The 15892-nt window shown below is 60.7% G+C and carries 16 protein-coding genes; 5 read left to right on the top strand and 11 right to left on the bottom strand.

From position 1 onward, the window contains the following. Positions 1-152: 152 nt before the first annotated feature. From C7R54_RS22570 to C7R54_RS22560, 3 genes are all read left to right on the top strand, one after another. On the top strand, positions 153-1082 hold the full coding sequence (locus C7R54_RS22570) for a helix-turn-helix transcriptional regulator (protein WP_129152761.1): 930 nt from the start codon (positions 153-155) through the stop codon (positions 1080-1082). 117 nt (positions 1083-1199) lie between these two features. Further along, entirely contained in the window at positions 1200-1904 is a 705-nt protein-coding gene (locus C7R54_RS22565; protein WP_129152759.1) for a fumarylacetoacetate hydrolase family protein, read from the top strand. 916 nt (positions 1905-2820) lie between these two features. Next, positions 2821-3477: a DUF2971 domain-containing protein gene (locus C7R54_RS22560; RefSeq protein ID WP_158021264.1), complete on the top strand. Its 657-nt coding sequence runs from the start codon at positions 2821-2823 to the stop codon at positions 3475-3477. A gap of 306 nt (positions 3478-3783) precedes the next feature. Here C7R54_RS22560 and C7R54_RS22555 read toward each other — a convergent pair whose 3' ends face one another. Continuing rightward, positions 3784-4548, bottom strand: coding sequence for a hypothetical protein (locus C7R54_RS22555; RefSeq protein ID WP_129152755.1), 765 nt, complete (start codon positions 4546-4548; stop codon positions 3784-3786). A 723-nt stretch (positions 4549-5271) separates the two neighbouring features. On the opposite strand from C7R54_RS22555, the gene C7R54_RS22550 reads away from it, so the two are divergent. After that, positions 5272-5823, top strand: coding sequence for a hypothetical protein (locus C7R54_RS22550; protein ID WP_129152753.1), 552 nt, complete (start codon positions 5272-5274; stop codon positions 5821-5823). 163 nt (positions 5824-5986) lie between these two features. On the opposite strand, the gene C7R54_RS22545 is transcribed toward C7R54_RS22550, so the two are convergent. Together C7R54_RS22545 and C7R54_RS22540 are read right to left on the bottom strand one after the other, a co-directional pair. Further along, positions 5987-6505, bottom strand: coding sequence for a hypothetical protein (locus tag C7R54_RS22545; RefSeq protein WP_129152752.1), 519 nt, complete (start codon positions 6503-6505; stop codon positions 5987-5989). A gap of 156 nt (positions 6506-6661) precedes the next feature. Further along, positions 6662-8389 carry a type I restriction enzyme HsdR N-terminal domain-containing protein gene (locus tag C7R54_RS22540; protein WP_129152751.1) on the bottom strand — a complete coding sequence of 576 codons (1728 nt, stop codon included), beginning with the start codon at positions 8387-8389 and terminating at the stop codon, positions 6662-6664. Positions 8390-8806: 417 nt separating this feature from the next. Here C7R54_RS22540 and C7R54_RS22535 point away from each other — a divergent pair, with 417 nt between their 5' ends. Further along, positions 8807-9253, top strand: a complete 447-nt coding sequence (locus C7R54_RS22535) for an SRPBCC family protein (RefSeq protein WP_129152750.1) — start codon at positions 8807-8809, stop codon at positions 9251-9253. A 113-nt stretch (positions 9254-9366) separates the two neighbouring features. Here the strand turns inward: C7R54_RS22535 and C7R54_RS22530 are convergent, their stop codons facing one another. From C7R54_RS22530 to C7R54_RS22495, 8 genes are all read right to left on the bottom strand, one after another. Next, positions 9367-10191 (bottom strand): alpha/beta fold hydrolase, encoded by an 825-nt coding sequence (locus tag C7R54_RS22530; protein WP_129152748.1) that lies wholly within the window; start codon positions 10189-10191, stop codon positions 9367-9369. 116 nt (positions 10192-10307) lie between these two features. Beyond that, complete coding sequence (locus tag C7R54_RS22525; RefSeq protein ID WP_158021263.1) at positions 10308-10868, bottom strand: DUF2846 domain-containing protein; 561 nt, start codon at positions 10866-10868, stop codon at positions 10308-10310. 146 nt (positions 10869-11014) lie between these two features. Beyond that, positions 11015-11869 (bottom strand): J domain-containing protein, encoded by an 855-nt coding sequence (locus C7R54_RS22520; protein ID WP_129152744.1) that lies wholly within the window; start codon positions 11867-11869, stop codon positions 11015-11017. 207 nt (positions 11870-12076) lie between these two features. Beyond that, positions 12077-12871, bottom strand: coding sequence for an SDR family NAD(P)-dependent oxidoreductase (locus C7R54_RS22515; protein WP_129152742.1), 795 nt, complete (start codon positions 12869-12871; stop codon positions 12077-12079). A gap of 137 nt (positions 12872-13008) precedes the next feature. After that, the gene (locus C7R54_RS22510) at positions 13009-13764 is read right to left on the bottom strand and encodes an SDR family NAD(P)-dependent oxidoreductase (protein WP_129152740.1); all 756 of its coding nucleotides are present in this window, start codon (positions 13762-13764) and stop codon (positions 13009-13011) included. 22 nt (positions 13765-13786) lie between these two features. Then, on the bottom strand, positions 13787-14221 hold the full coding sequence (locus C7R54_RS22505) for an ester cyclase (RefSeq protein WP_129152738.1): 435 nt from the start codon (positions 14219-14221) through the stop codon (positions 13787-13789). A 22-nt stretch (positions 14222-14243) separates the two neighbouring features. Next, on the bottom strand, positions 14244-15224 hold the full coding sequence (locus tag C7R54_RS22500; protein WP_129152737.1) for a Bug family tripartite tricarboxylate transporter substrate binding protein: 981 nt from the start codon (positions 15222-15224) through the stop codon (positions 14244-14246). Positions 15225-15362: 138 nt separating this feature from the next. Further along, a complete protein-coding gene (locus C7R54_RS22495) occupies positions 15363-15869 on the bottom strand; it encodes a 2,4'-dihydroxyacetophenone dioxygenase family protein (protein ID WP_129152735.1) in 507 nt (168 codons plus the stop codon). Positions 15870-15892 lie beyond the last annotated feature (23 nt).

Here is a 15892-nt window from a genome sequence, read left to right as displayed (position 1 = left end):
CTAATGTCGGTTCGCCCGCGGCAGGCGGTGCCGGGTGACGCCGGCGGGCCAGGGTGGGTCAAGGTGCGCCGATGTCGCGCCGGATGCCGCCAGCCGTCCATGGTTCATTGCCGTTTTCTTTCTGCTGTTTCCTTTTCGCCGTTTCCTTTCCTATGAGCGTCGATTCCGTCCCCGGCGCCGGGACCGCATCCCGTTCCGGCCTGGTCCGCACCTATGCGATGCGCGAGCGCAGCGATCGCGCGGACTTCTACATCCGCGCGCAGGATGCGCGGCGGCCGCTGGAAGAGATGCACCGGCATGACTATTTCCAGATCCAGGTCAACCTGGGCGGCGACACCGTCCAGCAGATCAGCGGCGTGACCCGGCCTTTCCTGAAAGGCATGCTGGCCTTCATCCTGCCGCATCGCATGCACCGGATTCCGCATCCGGAGGGCGGCCGCTTCATGGTGGTCAATTTTTCCCAGCAGTTCCTGCGTCCGGGCCTGGATTGCGATCCATTGGACCTGGAGGACGTGCCCTTGAACGAGGTGCCCGAGCTGGCGCCTTTCCGCTTCCAGGAGTTTCTTGACTACCAGGTGCCGGAGGCCGAACTGGATGCCCTGGAGGCCTTGCTGGAGCGCATGCGGCGGGCGGACCAGGACCGCGTCTTCGGGTCCGCCGAGATCTTGCGCGGCTTCCTGTTGCAGCTGATCGGCGAGGTGTGCCTGCGCCATGGGGCCGCATTGCAGGCCCAGGCGCGCCGCGACGCACCCCGCAGCGGGCGGCGCGACGCCCTGGCGCGGGTGCGCACGCATATCGAGCAGCAGCTGGGCAATGCCGACCTGTCCTTGAACAGCGCGGCGGCAGCGGCCTACCTGTCGCCCAGTTACCTGGCGCATTTGCTGCGCAAGGAGCTGGACCGGACCTTTACCGAATTGGTGCTGGAGCGGCGCATGAGCCGGGCGAAGTCCCTGCTGCTGACCAGCGACAAGCGCGTGGCCGACGTGGCCCACGCCTGCGGTTTCGCCGACGAAGCCTATTTTTCGCGGCGTTTCCGCCAGCACGCCGGCGTGTCGCCGCGCGAGTTCCGGCGCCAGGGGTGAGCCCGCGCGGCTGGATTTGCGTGGAAAGTTCCAAGTCCTGAGCAAGCCTGTCCAAGTTCCGGGACGGATAGGCCCTTAGACTCTGGACTCCCATTGGAGTCTGGAGCAAGTCCTAGCATGTCTTCCTACGTCATCTCCCCGGTCGAGCAGGCCTCGGTCGCCGTCGCCGGCAGCAGCCAGCGCTTTCCCGTCCGCCGCGTCTATTGCGTGGGCCGCAACTACGCGGAGCACGCCCGCGAAATGGGCCACGATCCGGACCGCGATCCGCCGTTCTTCTTCAGCAAGCCCGCGGACGCCATCGTGCCGGCCGAGGGCGCCATCGCCTATCCGCCGCAGACCGAGGATTTCCATTACGAAATCGAATTGGTCGTCGCCATCGGCAAGGGCGGCACGAACATTCCGGTCGCCCAAGCGCTGGAGCATGTCTGGGGCTACGGCGTGGGCATCGACCTGACCCGCCGCGACTTGCAGGCCGTGGCCAAGAAAATGGGCCGTCCGTGGGAGTGGGCCAAGGGTTTCGACGTGTCCGGCCCCGTCACGCCGCTGAAGCCGGCCGCCGAGGTGGGGCATCCCTCCACCGGCCGCATTTGGCTGAGCGTGAACGGCGACGTGCGCCAGCAGGGCGACCTGTCCGAGCTCATCTGGTCGGTGCCCGAGGTGATTTCCTATATTTCCGAATCCATGGCCTTGCAGCCGGGTGACCTGATTTTCACGGGCACCCCGGCGGGCGTGGGCGCCATTCGGCCGGGCGATGTGGTGGCCGGCGGCGTCGACGGCATCGGCGCCTTCGAAATGAAGGTGGGGCCCAAGCCGTGCAGGTAAAAGGGCGGGCGTTGACGGGCTGGCGCTAAAAGGCAGGCGCTGATGGGCAGGCGGATCACCCTGCCGCAAGCGGAAGGCGTCGATGGCATCGACGCCTTTTTTCATGTGTGCCGCGCTGCCGAGTGCAGCACGAATAATGTCCGCCTTTTTCCGTTGAAGTTCGCCTTTTGGCTTTGGCGGGCACCACGAACCATTGCGCGCACATCTTCTTCTCTTTTGCGCGGATGTACGGTCTGCAGGCTGAAGAAAAGGCGAATTTTGCAATAAGCGCGGTTAAATTGACACAGCAGTCTTAGCCGTGGATTTTGGGTACCCCGGACGTGCATCGTGGAGGAGATGCAGGCGCCGCGAGGCACTCGGTAGTCAACTGGGACCAGAGTAGGAAACGTCGTGCTTTGTGTTGATGGCACGGAGGCGATTGTGGCAAGTGGCCGACTTCGGCTGTGCATTCAACCGGTCATGCAAAACGGCGTATACGACAAGTTACAGCGTCCGTGATGCGAGCAGCGTAGGAAGCAGCTCCGAATATGGGCAGCGAGAGTAAAGCCGGATTAGCTTCGTCGAAAACTGCATATCGAGAGCTAGGAAGTACAAACCCTCATAAGAACGGTACCCTATAACCTTTTATTTAAACGGACGCACGACCGCTCCGCTTAAATCAAAACCTCAGGTTTTTCTCAGCACCATGCATCCATCGGTTTTCTACAAGTACACGTCGGCGAATACTGCTTCAATAGTGCTCGAAAGCTCTCGTCTCCGCTGGTCCAGTCCGCTGCTATTTAACGATGTGGCGGAGTTTCAGCGGATGCCAAGATTTGACCCCACTATCGCGGACGCTAACGCTTTGTTGTCCGAACTAATCGCATCTGTCGTATTTGACGGTGTCGCGATAGATGAGGAGCGGATGGGAGCACCAATGAAGCTGTTGCTTGAGTGTGCCAGGCACCTTGTTGGAAACGGTCTATCAAGAGCACGTTTGATTGAACTCTTGCGTGTTGAGCAGCCTGACGCGGACCAGAAAGTAGAAAGAGAGCTTCGTCGGTTCTTTGAGCAGAGGGGCTTAAACCGAGCACGCGTGCTATGCGTAACTACGACCTACATGAATGATGCAATGTGGGGAAACTATGCGGAGTCTCATACGGGTTGCGTATTGGGTTTCCGACATATAGCAGAACGTTCGACGCCGTTACTTGAAGCCCAGCAAGTCTCCTACTGCGAAGACCAGCCTATAGTCGGTTCTGGATTGGATTTCCTTCTATATGGTGATAGCCCTGAATTACGCGCAAGAACAATTCATGCGGTTTGCTACACCAAGAAGACTGGTTGGTCCTATGAGCAAGAATGGAGGTGCCTTACTTGGCGTCCTAATGAGGTCACCAAGCAACACGGTGACTATCTGTTTTACCCAGAGGAATTAGAGTCAGTCACGCTCGGGGTGCGTTCAACGGACGGGACCGAAAGGCTCTTGCGCGACCTGCTCGTAAAGAAATATTCAAACGCTAAGCTCTTTCGGATGCAGATCATCAATGGTGATTTGAAACGAACGGCCCTTCCTTTGCCGCCAGTGACCTAGTCCTGTCATCGAGCGGATACTCCGGAGCGGGACTTCGTCTGCCACTCTACATAAAACGTCGAACGTCTGCTTCGTCCTGCTGCCACTGCCAGTGTACCGGTGCTCATAACTCGCCAAGGAAGAACCCACATAGCGATCCATTGGCGCGAACTCCGGTTGATTCCGTCATCTTGATGGACCCGCGATCTGGCCAATTATCATGAGATAACTCATAAAGTGGCCGAGGGTTATTCGATGAAATTCTCCTACTAACGCTAGGAGCATTTACACCAGATCTCATCTCGGATAACTGGACGCGAATTCAATTTACGCCGCCGACGGAGGGGTGTCTGAGGTGATTATGAGAGCTTTTGTCGGAAATTCAATCTTAATGAGCAGGCTGTTTTCTTTTGCAATTTCATAGAGAATGTTATTTGCATTCTCTCTCATGAGAAATGAGTAAATAGCGCTTTCGTTTGATGATGTATCTATCTCTTGAATGAAGCTGTTCGCAGCTTCAGAGAAATATTCGCTTATTTTTTCCTTGGATAGTTTGGTTGTTTTCTTAAAAAGCAATTTAAGAATACTTTCCGTATTAAGATGGATTTCTGTTTGGTTTTCAAGAATTCTTAGAGGAATCTTTTCCATCATTGTTCCAATGGAACGATTTATCCCGCTATTCGCTAGCATCAAATTCACCCAAGCGTCGGGCCATATCTCTTGGAGACGCTTTCGTCCTACAGCATGATCCGCATCGTATATGCCAATGTTCTTGTCATTTCCTTCTGTATTTCTAACGTGAAATCTGATGGCATTTCGGTACTGGCGATAATTAATGCTCACCCATATTTGCCCGTAGAACAACCCTCCATCAAAAAAAGGAGGGGTGATCTTGCCGTGAATCAGAACGACATCTTTGGCCGCATTTCTCCGCCCAAGAGGCTCGCATATCAGGTCGTAGGATTTAACCCAGGCGTCTAGGTGTGCTTTGCTTTTGAAGGCAATAGGAGGGTGCACATCATGCTCTATCAACGTAAGGTAATCCATTTTTGAGGAGGCGACAGTGTGGAACGGTGCGGGTGGTCGGCTCATACTTCATTTCCTTTTGGAGTGAATTGCAAGTAAGAAATAACAATGGGATGCGAACGTTCTCTTGGACGATTCATCCGGCATCGCTTGGTCCACCATGGTATTGACCAATTGAGAGACGGAAATCTTGGGCTTGCTTTGCAATTATTCAAGAACAACTCATCATTGCGGCGCCCAGGGCACTCCCTGCGAATTCCTGACCACCGTACCGAATGGCTTCTTTTGCTTCTTCTTACCCATTTTCCCTAAATTGTGGGCCTCCCTATGCTAGATCATGGCTTATACATTGGCCTAGGATAGTTCTATTGAACCCTTCCGCTCCACTTTCTTTGAACTTATGAGGAAGTCCGTTTAGACTCGGGTCAGCGTTGCATGATCAGTATGATCATGCAACAGGCGCTCTGAGTCGCGATTGAAAGGAATATCGATGATTTCAAGCACAGCTGTTTGGACGCAAATATCAGGGTTCAGTCTGGAGCGGTCAGCTGCCCTACCCAATCAAAAATCCGCTCTCGGCCGGCCACAGATGACCACATCGGGCGGCAGTCAGCCCCTTTGGTCTCGTGATCCAATCGCATCCACGACCCATTTTCAACATAGACGAGCCGCTCGGGATCTAAGGGATGGCTAACCCTGTTGACTATTTCAGTCATTGCTTGCGCCATCGGCCGGATAGGACCTGAAACCCAAGATTGTGAATTTTCCCGCAAGGAACTAGCGGAAACCATGAACTATCTGGACTCTGCATTCGCTCAACTGGCCTTCGCAGCAAAGCTTTATGACTGCGCTGAGCGGGAAAAGGTCGACATTGCGGAGCTTGACAAGCCTTTGACGCTCGAAGATGGACGTAGTGCTTGGGTCCTTCCAGACAATCTCTTCAGCTCATATAGCGATTTTCAACTAGCCTGCGCAAACCAACTCTCGGTCGCATTCGGTGCCGCCGCAATCACCCTGAATCGTTGCAGGGAAGAAGATGAGCAAGCCAGCGGCAAGTTGCTGCGAGCAGCCTATCGCGATGTACCGACCTCCGAGGGGGAGCATTTCGCAGAACTGGTCTACCAAATCCGCAACGCGTTCGCGCACGATATTTCTGAGCCTCGTTGGGAAATCCGGGGCGTAGCGCGCCGGCGTCCATATTTCGTGGACCGAGTAGGCGATACGGCTCGCATCATCGTCGATCTCACGGATTTGCATGGGCACGCGTTCGAGTATGCCCACATCGGGGGGATTGACACGCTCCACCGGCTGCGAGAATTTGGTCGGCGTTATTGGGGGTAACGCACGATGGTGCCGCTGCCCCTGCCAGCAGATGCCGAGGTTCGTCGGTAGTCGGGCAGCTGATGTCACTGGCCCTGCGAACTTCCGTAGCCGACCCAGAGCGGACACCTGATTGCCACTCGCTACTGGAAAGCGATCGTTCAACGTCCCCCCGATGAAAGGGTCAGGCATCATTGGGCCGCTCCGCCTTCACATACTCTTGCATCTGCTTCTCTATCCATTCTTTAGTGATCCCGTGTTCTTTCCACGCAGACATCCAATACTCATCCATGATTTTGTCTACCGTGGCTAAGTGCATCCACATATCAATTAACTCGTCAATCATTACCTTCCGGCCGGACTTGCTCATGTGATTGATGTCGTGCTTCTTAAAGAAACCATGGGCGAGGTAATTGCGGTGAGCCAGTGCTTGGCCCAGCTCCCGCGAGAACTCTTGGCTAAAGCTATAGCGCTCTTTCGCGACACGCAGAATGTGGCCAAAGGTCTTCGTTTCGAATGACTCGTATAGCCGGTTGACGTCGTCGACGGTTACGCCAAGGTTTCTTTGCGCTAGAAGGGCCACTGCGAGATTGAGGACACCATGTTCAAGAACGTTGGCTTTGTAAAAGGCAAAACCAAAGAAGGCATACACTTCTTTGGGATCTTCGTAGTTCGGTTCGGGGCGTGTGATTTCTTCTTGCATGATGCCTAGCGGTTGTTGGTGCCCTACCATGCTGGTTGGACTATGCTGCTCAGCGCTCCCAAGCAGGCAAGTTATGCGGGGACGCTCGAGATTTCGTGGCTGACCAGCTAGTGCCGGCTCGATGTTGGCAGCATCAAACAGCCACAGCTTTGCGACTCAAGTCTTCGGCTTCCGGTTCCAATATGCATCCCGAAGCGCCGTGAAAAGCGCGACGTCGCCATCGAAGAACCGTTTAGCACTCTCGGTATCCGGCAAACCCGGCAACTTCGCATCTTGTTCAACTCCCAAAATTTCACGAGCTGCCCACGAACCGCAAGCCGCAATCCGCTGGACGTCGCCGCTGTGGTTGGTAAGTACGTACTCGCGCCAATCAGGGATGTCTTTCAACACGCACAACACGATGTGGCCCAACGAGTCGTAATCGACCCAGTTGTGCTCCGTCGGATAAACCTCATCCCCTAGTCCTCGGCCGTCCAGGCTCCTCCAGTAGTCGGCTCCGTCACTGAGCAGCAGACGTTCAGCATTCCATGAGTCCTTCAGGAGCGTATGCGCCCGGTCCAAGTTGAAGCGGCTACGAAATTGATGCTTGTCGGCGCACGCGTGCACGAACCGCTCGGTGAGCAGATACGCGTGCACATCGAGCTGCCGGAGGTTATGTCCCTCGGGTGTCGACATGAACTGTGCATAGTCCAACTCATCAAAAAAGTGGCGCACTTGCTGGTGTCGGATGTGCCCAAGCTGCGTTAACGTCGGGATGAGCGCCATCGAAACCTTCGACAACCTTCGCGCGCAGGCCGCAAACTGGAGCACGGCCCTGAACTCTGGCGCAGCCAGAAAGGCCGTAAGTGAGAGTCCAATCAATTTCTTGATCGGCGCATCCAGATTGGCACCTGGCTGCTGGGCACCCAGCCAGGCAGGCATCCAACTGGCCTCACGTCCTGACTTGCCGAACTCGATCAGGGTTCGTAAAGCCTGCGCTACGTAGTGATCGTTCAAATTTCCAGGATGATCCGGAAACATCGCGTACATCAACTCGAAGGCGCCCGGCTTCGCCTTGTCCACCAGACACTGGGCGACAACCCCCAGGCCGGACGCTGTCTGTCCCGAAAAGAATTCGGTCGCGACAATGTCTCTGATAGACGCCTTTTCAAGCGCACTGCGCCGTTTCGCGTCATTATCAGTAGAAGGCTTCACCTTTCGCCAATTGTCATACACCGTCGCACGCGCGTCCTGTACCCGCCGTTGCATGGCATCCGAAAACTCATCAATTCGACCAGGCGTCATCTCTAGCTGCAAGACGCGGTTAGCTACCCTGAGCGCGCGGCGCTTCTGAAAGAACCAAGCCTGCCATGGACCAAGTAGAGCCTGAAGCACGTGAAACTGCTCCGGCAGCTTCTTGACCTCCACGCGTGCGGCTGGCCGGGTGACACTCTCATCGCGGTCGTACACCTCAAAAACTCGCCCGTCGCATAGCACAACGAGAGCAGCGTCGATTTCCGGATGCCCCGCATACAGCAGCGCCTGTTGCAGTTCTGCGGAGGTGAATTTCAGCGGCTTGCGCTTAACCTTCTTAGCCTCAATGACCCAGAAGGCCTGCGACCACAAAGTCATTCGGTAGTCGATGAACAAGTCGCCGTCGGCAACCTTCAGGTGCTTTTCACGCTGCGTGGAGAAATAAGTTTCCTTGGCATAGCCCAGGATCCGAATAACGGGGTCAATGATCTCCGCCCGAACGTCTTCCTCCGAATAGGTCGATACGTCGTACTTCGAAATACGCTCCAGTTCCGCCATCTGCTCGAGGGTTAGCGGCCGTGGCGCCTTCGAGTGAAGCAGCAGCTCGCTGAGCTCAGCAGCGGTTTCGATTTGAGGACGTTTGGTGGCCATTGAGATTCGACGAGAGCGATGAATGCGCTTGCATCATTATCGAACAAGTGCGGTCGACGGGCACAAAACCTCGGCCGCGTACGCGGTGACCGCTTCTGGCCGAGAACGGACGTCGTCTACGACACACAAGTCGCCGTTCGAGGTGCTGCGCGGTTAAGACGGTGCCTATAAAAAAGGCGAACTCTGACAAAAAGGCGAACTCTGACATAAAACCCACCACTCCGAAAATGCGCTTTTCGGAAAGGCGGACTTCTAGCCACAAGAAATCGACGTGCCTCCTACGATCAAAAAAGGCGAACTTTATTCCGTGAGCTCACTCCGAGGGTAAGCTCGCACCGTCGCGATGTCGAAACGCGCAGGCGCCATTCGTCGTGCAGGTAGGACCCTCCCTTTTTCACTTTTGAGAGAGCAACCATCATGGCTACCGGTACTGTCCGACTTCACCGCGTCCTGCGCTGCCCGCCCGATCGTATCTACCGCGCTTTCCTCGAACCCGCGGCCATGGCGAAATGGCTGCCCCCTGCGGGCTTCACCTGCGAGGTCCATCACATGGACGCGCGGGTGGGGGGTAGCTACAAAATGTCCTTCCGCAATTTCCGCAGCGGTAAGTCGCATGCCTTCAGCGGCGAGTACAAGGAATTGGTCCCGAACGAGAAGATCCACTATACGGATCGTTTCGACGACCCCAATTTGCCGGGCGAGATCCTGGCAACCATCACCCTGAAGCCGGTCAGCTGCGGGACCGAATTGCACATCGTGCAGGAAGGCCTGCCGGCGGTCATTCCGGTGGAAGCCTGCTATCTGGGTTGGCAGGAATCGCTGCTCCAGCTGGCGCAACTGGTCGAGCCGGAAATTCCCGACTGAACGCGGGACCAGCCGCGGTGCGCGACAGGACAGGCCGCCATGCTTAACGGGACGAGCCGCCGTGCTTGACTAGATAAGCCGCCGTGCGCGACGCGACCGTTGGCCGCGTACCCTCAGCCCGCCTGCCGGGCACGGGCAAGCAGCTCCAGAATGCCGCGCGTCACCGCCCCGGGTTGTTCCAGGCTGGGCAGGTGCGCAGCGCCATGCACCACCTGCAGCGTGGCGCCCGGCACGGTCGCCGCCACGTGGCGGCAGCGTTCCTGAATGTGCGGATAGTCCAGATCGCCGACGATGACGTGCGTGGGCACGCCAATCTGGCCGAGCCGGTCGTAGGCCGTCTGGGTATCGACTGACTCGCCCACCGGCGCCGCGCGCAGGATGCGGCCGTTCATGTCGAGGAAGAGCTCGCGCGCCGGCCCCGCTACGCGCCCTTCGGACGCCAGCACGCCGTCCAGCCATACGCGGGCCAGCAGGGCATTGACGCGGTCGATGTCGCCCGCCGCGCGCGCCGCCGCCACCGCATCGCCCAGCGCCTGGATCGCAGGCGGATGCACCGGGTCGGGCGCGCCGGAAACCGAGTTGTCGACCAGCACCAGTCCGCGCACTCGCGCGGGATGGCGCAGGGCCGCGTCCAGCGCGATGCGTCCGCCTTGCGAGCAGCCCACCAGGACTGCGGACTGGCCCGGCGCGAGAGCGTCCAGCACCGCCATCGCATCGGCCACGGGCGAATGCGCTTGCGCGATGGCGCTGGTCGTGCCATGGCCGCGGCGGTCATAAGCGATGGCGCGATAGCCGGCGTCGCCGACCGCCGCCACTTGCTCCCGCCACATGCGATGGTCGCAAATGGCGGCATGGAGGAAGAGCACCGGCGCGCCGTCGCCGGCCGTCAGCACGGCCAGGTCGGCCTGGCCCGAGGGAACCCGCAAGAGGGATGACATGTACGCGTCCTGGGTTTGCGTCCGGGTTCACGTCCCGGCTGAGCCGCACGCCAGGCCGGAGCCAGGCGTGCGACGATGACGCGGGCATGATACCCGGGCGCGCCGCTAGACGCTGCTTACCGCGCCACCGGGTAGGACTGCGGCGCCGAGGTTTGCGGCGAGGGCGTCTGCGGCGAGGTCGGCGTAGGCGTGCGCGGCACCGTATAGCCCGACGTGGGATAGGCCCGCTTGATCGCCCTGCGTTCGCGCGAGCCGGCGCCGTGATAGCTCATCGAGGCCAGTTCGGCCTCGGCTTTTTCCTTCGGCTCTTCGTTGTAGGTCAGGCTGGTGCTGCCTTTGTTGATGCGGATATAGCGCGTTTCCCCCGCGGCCAGTTGCAAGGTGAGCGGAGGCGTCTTGCTGAGGTCGATGCTGACCGTGTGCTGGCCGGCGGGACGGTCCACGAAGAAGAAGTCGCCGGGCGCCGTGCGGCCCGTCTTCCAGCCATTGAGCAGGACATAGGGCTGTCCCGTCGCCGGATCGCCCGGGCTGGACGGCTGGTAGAAGTAGATGCGGCCCTGGCCGGCGGGCAGGTTGCCGTATTTCTCCTCGATATTTTCATAGCTGGGCCTGGCGCAACCGGCCAGCATTCCGGCGGTGACGGCAAGGATGGCGATCAGTCCCGATCGACGGTTCATGATATTGCTTGCTCCCTCGGCTGTAAAAATGTGCTTACATTTAAGCATATTGTGAAGGAACATGCCGAATCATCTCCGAACTTTTCGCCGCCGCTTTCGGCGGCGCCGCGCTGGCTCGGTGGCCCGACCACGCGTACGCCAGCGGACTACCCCTTGGGATAGAAGATGAGGCGCAGCACCGCCATGGCCAGCATCAGCAGGACCACGACCATGGGCATGTTCAGCTTGAACGACGCGCGCGGCGCGACGGCCTTGGGCGCCGGCGGCCGCTGGAAACCGGGCGCGTTGTACGCCTGCGACCAGGCCTGCAGGATGTGATTCGGCATGCGCAGGATGAGCCAATAGCCGTAGTGGCTCATGAGTTCGTCCATGGCGAAGAAATGCCGGGTCAGCAGGGCCGTGGTGGGCGTCGGGTTCGCCAGGGCGGCGTTGACCGCATCGAGCTGGCGCAGGCGGTCGCGCTCGGGTTGCGCGCGCCACGCCAGCGATTCGCTGCAGGCCTGGGCGATCCACGCCGCAGTCCAGCGATCCGCCAATTGCCTGCCATTGCCGGTATCCCAATGAAAGCACGCCACGGCCGCATCGAAAAGGTCCAGGCGCTGCCAGGGATCATGGGCGAGCACCGTGGCGATGCGTGTCTCCAGCGCCTCTTGCGCGGCGGGGGCGCCCAGGCGCTCGTCCCGCAGCGCTGCGGCCAGGACGGCTTGGGGATGCGCTTGCTCGCGGTCCAGCAGGCGCTCCAGCCATGCATGCCAAGCTGCTTCGCTGTCCTCGGCCGGCGTAGCGGTTTCCACTGCCGTCGCGCGTCGTTCGCTCTCGCAGGCCCACGCCATCGCCGTTTCATAGGCGGCGCGCAGGTTGTCGAAGGCTTCGGCCTGGCTTTCCTGGTCGATCTGCTTGAGCGCATGGGCATACGCGCGCTGGATGGCCTGCGCATCGGCGCCAGGATCCAGTGAGAGACGGGCGTAGGCGTTCTGTATCTGCTGAGGCAACGCGGCCATTAATATTCCAAAATCTGCGCGTTTATTTCTCAATGTAACGCATTTTGGAATCATACGCTTTCGCCGTCCATTCGGCGCGGCTTCTGCCTTCGACTATGGCTGCGGCGCAACAAATGGAAGGTGGCCCCGCCGAGAGGTTGATGTGCAGTGCAACATCGAGGCGGCTGCGCTGGCGGTGCGCCTGCGCAGCGGCAGGCGCCCACGGCGTTATATCGAGGCGCCGCCGTCGACCATCAGCAAGGTGCCTGTTACATAAGTTGCATCATCCGAGGCCAGGAACAGGGCGGCGCGGGCGACGTCCCAGCAGGACCCCTGCCGCCCCATCGGGCACTTGGCGTCACGTTCGCGCATCACCTCGGCGAAGCGCTCTGGCGGCAGGTGGCGGTACAAGGTGCGGATATGGGGCGTGTCCATGTAGCCCGGCACCACCACGTTGCAGCGTATTTGCTGGGGTGCGTACTGGCGCGCGATGATGCGCGATACGTGGTTGAGCGCCGCCTTCGACGAGTTGTAGGCCAGGTAGGGAACGCCGGCATAGCGCAGGCTGGCCGTGGAGGAAACATTGATGATGCTGCCTCCGCCGTGCCGCTCCATCAGCGGGATGGCTTCCTTGCAGGCAAGGAAGACGCTCTTCAGGTTGACCTCGTGCACGCGGTCCCAGGCTTCTTCCGGCGTGTCGACCGGGCCACCCAGGTATTCGATGCCGACGTTGTTGTGCAGGATATCCAGGCGGTCCCAGCGTTGCACCGCATGGGCCATGACGCGCCGGGTATCGTCATGACGGCTGACGTCGGCCTGCACGGCGTCGGCCACGCCGCCTTCGGCCCGTATCATCTCCACCGTGGCCTCGGCGGCCGCCAGGTGCAGGTCGGCAACCACGACGCGCGCGCCTTCACGGGCATAGGTCAGTGCCACGGCCTGGCCGTTGCTGATGCCGGCTTCGGGCGCGGACGCGCCGCCGCCCATGACGACGGCGATCTTGTCTTGCAATCGGTATTTCATGCGGATGTGGCTCCGGGGCGGCTGCGCCGAGCGGCCGTGTTGGGTGTCGGTTTGGATATCGGCTTGCGTATCTGTTTGCGCATCGTGCGGGCATTGGCCCGCCCTAGGGCAGTACCAGGGCCGTACGTACCAAGGTACTAAGGCCGTATATAGGCGCCGCCGTTCACGTCCAGCGTGATGCCCGTGACGTAGGCGGCCAGGTCGCTGGCCAGGTAGAGGCAGGCGCCGGCGATATCGCCGGGCTGCCCGACCCGCCGCAGCGGAAAGCCCTTGGCCCTTTCATGCTTGTCCTGGTCGGACGTGCCGCCGCGCGAGAAGTCCGTGAGGATCAGGCCCGGCGCGACGCCGTTGGCGCGGATGTTGTCCGGTCCCAGCTCCAGCGCCATGGCACGCACCAGCCCCAGGATGCCGGCCTTGGCCGCGCAGTAGTGGCTGCCGCCGAAGACGCCGCCGCCCTGTAGCGCCGACAGCGAGCTGACGCAGGTGATGCTGCCGCCGCCACGCGCCTTCAGCCGCGGGATGACGGCCTGCGACATGTGCAGCACGCCGCGCAGGTTGGTGTCCAGCACCCGCTCGTAGTCCTCGTCGCTGACCTCCATGATGCCGCGCTTCTGCGTGACGCCGGCGTTGTTGACCAGGATGTCGATGCCGCCGTGGCGTTGCACGACCTCGTCCACGGCGGCCTGGCAGGCGTCGCGGCGGGTGACGTCGCAGGCCAGGCCCAGGTGGCCGGGCCCCAGTTCGGCGGCGGCTTGGCGGGCCTCGTCCGGGTCCAGGTCCAGGATGGCCACCCGCGCGCCATGGGCGGCGAACAGCCTGGCCGTGGCCAGGCCGATGCCGCGCCGCCGCGCGGCGCCGGTGACGATGGCGATCTTGTCTTGCAGCAGCTTCATGGGGGAATCCTCGGAAAGGCGGCTACAGCAACCGCAGGGCGATCAGCTTCGCGTCGACCGACGTATAGGGCCGTTCGCAGACGATCCTGTCGCTGCCCGGCGCGAATTCGAAGCTGGCGGCCATGCGCACGCGGAAGGTGCGGCCAGTGGGCTCGTAGCGCTGGCCCCGTGCGACCAGCGGCCCCAGGTGCGTGCCTTGCAACCAGAATTCGACCAGCACGGTGTCGCCGGTGGCGGCGATGCAGATGATCTCGTTGACCAGGTCTGGAAAGGCCTCGCGCGAGGATTCGAAGTAGCCCATGACGGCATCGGTGCCGTCATAGACGGCGCCGCTGCCGTGCATCTCGTAGCGCGGGTGCTCGAACGTGTCGAGCACTCCCTTCCAATCCTGGACGCATTCGAGCGCCATGTGCCGCCGTACGGTGTCGATGCGGGTTTCCTGCAGGGATGCGGTCATGAAAAGTCCTGTTTCGGGGTAGTCATTGCGCCTGGATGTGCGCGTCGTCAGCCACTTGCTTCCAGCTGGCATAGTCGCGCTTGAGGATTTCGTGCTGCTCGGGGCCGGGGACGAAGCCCGGTTCGATGCCCAGCGACAGCAGGCGTTCCTGGACGGGTTTTTCCCGCAAGGCGGCGGCCAGCGTGTCGGACAGCCGCTTCAGGGTGGGAGCCGGCGTTCCGGCCGGGGCGTACATCACCCAGGTGAGCGGGCGGTCGAAATCTATGCCCTGGTCCACGTAGCCGCCGACCTTGGGCAGGCTGGGAGACGGCTTGGTGCACAGGGCCAGCGCCTTGAGCTTGCCGCCCTGGACCTGCGGCACGGCGGTGGCCATGTCGACGAAGCCCACCGGGATCTGGCCGCCGATCAGGCCGGTGACCACCTCCGTCGTGCCGCGATACGGCACGTGCTCCATGCGCAGGCCGGCCTTCAACGCGAGGATCTCGCCACAGAAGTTGCCGGTCGAGCCCGGGCCCCAGCTGCCGTATTGCAGCGGGTGCTTGCGCTTGGCCTCCAATGCCTTGAGTTCCCGGATGTCGTTGGCCGGGAAGTCGTTCGCGGCCAGCATGACGATGGGCGAGTTGCCGATGCCGCCGATGGGCGCGAAGTCCTTGATGGGGTTGTACTGGACGCTGGGATTGGTGATGGGCGCCAGCAAGTGAGTGGTCATTCCGCCGATGGTGATGGTGTAGCCGTCGGGCTTGGCGCGCGCCACGTACTGGGTGCCGATGACGCCGCCCGCGCCCGGACGATTCTCGACGATGAGAGGCTGGCCCAGCTGCTTGCTGAAGGATTCCGCCAACAGGCGGCCGAGCACGTCGCCCCCGCCGCCCGCGGCGAAGGGGAGGACCAGGGTGATGGGATGGTTGGGATAGTCGTCCGCGTGAGCGGACAGGGGTAGCGCTGCAAGGCCGGCGCTCAGCGCCAGCACGGTCACCAGGGACCTGCGCGGGAATCCAGACATGGGGTTGTCTCCTCGTTCATTGTTATGACTGCGCGTTCATGACTGCGTGTTGCTGCGGCGTCTGGGCGTGGACACGCCAGGCGTGGAAACGTCCGTTGTGGAAACGTTTACGCATCGGGATAAAAAAAGGGGCGGCCTTCAGCCTCTGGTGAACTCGGCGCCCCCCTTGGGACGGATGTAGCGCGGGACGGGCAGGCCCGCCTTGCGCGCCGATTCGAGTATGGCGTCCTCGATGAAGCCGGCGTCGCGGATGCCGACGAACTTGTCGTCGATGAAATTGATGTTGGCGCCGAAGACCACCATGAAGCCTTCCGCGGCCTGTTCGGCGTCCTCGGGCACACAGAAGGTGTGCACGGACCCGCCCGGTTCGAACAGATAGCTGCCGGCCCGCTGCACATCCTCGGGATACTCGACGTAATGCCATTCGCCCTTGGTGGTGTAGAAGTGCACGACGCCGGTGTGAAAGTGCGTGGGCAGGCGGGTGCCGGGCTCGAACCGGCCGTACAGCACCCAGACGCCGTTCTCGCGGTCAAGAAACAGGGGGATGATGGTCGAGCCGGGCGCGGAGCCGGGCAGCGCCACGCCGTCTTCGATATTGACGGACAGCAGCCGTTCTTGCTGGGTCGTGGGCGTTGGCTGGGTCACGGTGGTCTCCTGGTCAGGTGGGC

This window comes from Achromobacter aloeverae (assembly GCF_004121055.1).
GTDB lineage: Bacteria > Pseudomonadota > Gammaproteobacteria > Burkholderiales > Burkholderiaceae_B > Bordetella_C > Bordetella_C aloeverae.
Note: the sequence above shows the minus strand (reverse complement) of the source record. Positions and strands in the feature narration are given on the sequence as shown.

What these genes read in the sequence shown, in the direction of transcription:
- C7R54_RS22570 (WP_129152761.1), top strand. Translation starts at nt 153, where the DNA reads ATGAGCGTCGATTCCGTCCCCGGCGCCGGGACCGCATCCCGTTCCGGC.
- C7R54_RS22565 (WP_129152759.1), top strand. Translation starts at nt 1,200, where the DNA reads ATGTCTTCCTACGTCATCTCCCCGGTCGAGCAGGCCTCGGTCGCCGTC.
- C7R54_RS22560 (WP_158021264.1), top strand. Translation starts at nt 2,821, where the DNA reads ATGAAGCTGTTGCTTGAGTGTGCCAGGCACCTTGTTGGAAACGGTCTA.
- C7R54_RS22555 (WP_129152755.1), bottom strand. Translation starts at nt 4,548, where the DNA reads ATGAGCCGACCACCCGCACCGTTCCACACTGTCGCCTCCTCAAAAATG.
- C7R54_RS22550 (WP_129152753.1), top strand. Translation starts at nt 5,272, where the DNA reads ATGAACTATCTGGACTCTGCATTCGCTCAACTGGCCTTCGCAGCAAAG.
- C7R54_RS22545 (WP_129152752.1), bottom strand. Translation starts at nt 6,505, where the DNA reads ATGCAAGAAGAAATCACACGCCCCGAACCGAACTACGAAGATCCCAAA.
- C7R54_RS22540 (WP_129152751.1), bottom strand. Translation starts at nt 8,389, where the DNA reads ATGGCCACCAAACGTCCTCAAATCGAAACCGCTGCTGAGCTCAGCGAG.
- C7R54_RS22535 (WP_129152750.1), top strand. Translation starts at nt 8,807, where the DNA reads ATGGCTACCGGTACTGTCCGACTTCACCGCGTCCTGCGCTGCCCGCCC.
- C7R54_RS22530 (WP_129152748.1), bottom strand. Translation starts at nt 10,191, where the DNA reads ATGTCATCCCTCTTGCGGGTTCCCTCGGGCCAGGCCGACCTGGCCGTG.
- C7R54_RS22525 (WP_158021263.1), bottom strand. Translation starts at nt 10,868, where the DNA reads ATGAACCGTCGATCGGGACTGATCGCCATCCTTGCCGTCACCGCCGGA.
- C7R54_RS22520 (WP_129152744.1), bottom strand. Translation starts at nt 11,869, where the DNA reads ATGGCCGCGTTGCCTCAGCAGATACAGAACGCCTACGCCCGTCTCTCA.
- C7R54_RS22515 (WP_129152742.1), bottom strand. Translation starts at nt 12,871, where the DNA reads ATGAAATACCGATTGCAAGACAAGATCGCCGTCGTCATGGGCGGCGGC.
- C7R54_RS22510 (WP_129152740.1), bottom strand. Translation starts at nt 13,764, where the DNA reads ATGAAGCTGCTGCAAGACAAGATCGCCATCGTCACCGGCGCCGCGCGG.
- C7R54_RS22505 (WP_129152738.1), bottom strand. Translation starts at nt 14,221, where the DNA reads ATGACCGCATCCCTGCAGGAAACCCGCATCGACACCGTACGGCGGCAC.
- C7R54_RS22500 (WP_129152737.1), bottom strand. Translation starts at nt 15,224, where the DNA reads ATGTCTGGATTCCCGCGCAGGTCCCTGGTGACCGTGCTGGCGCTGAGC.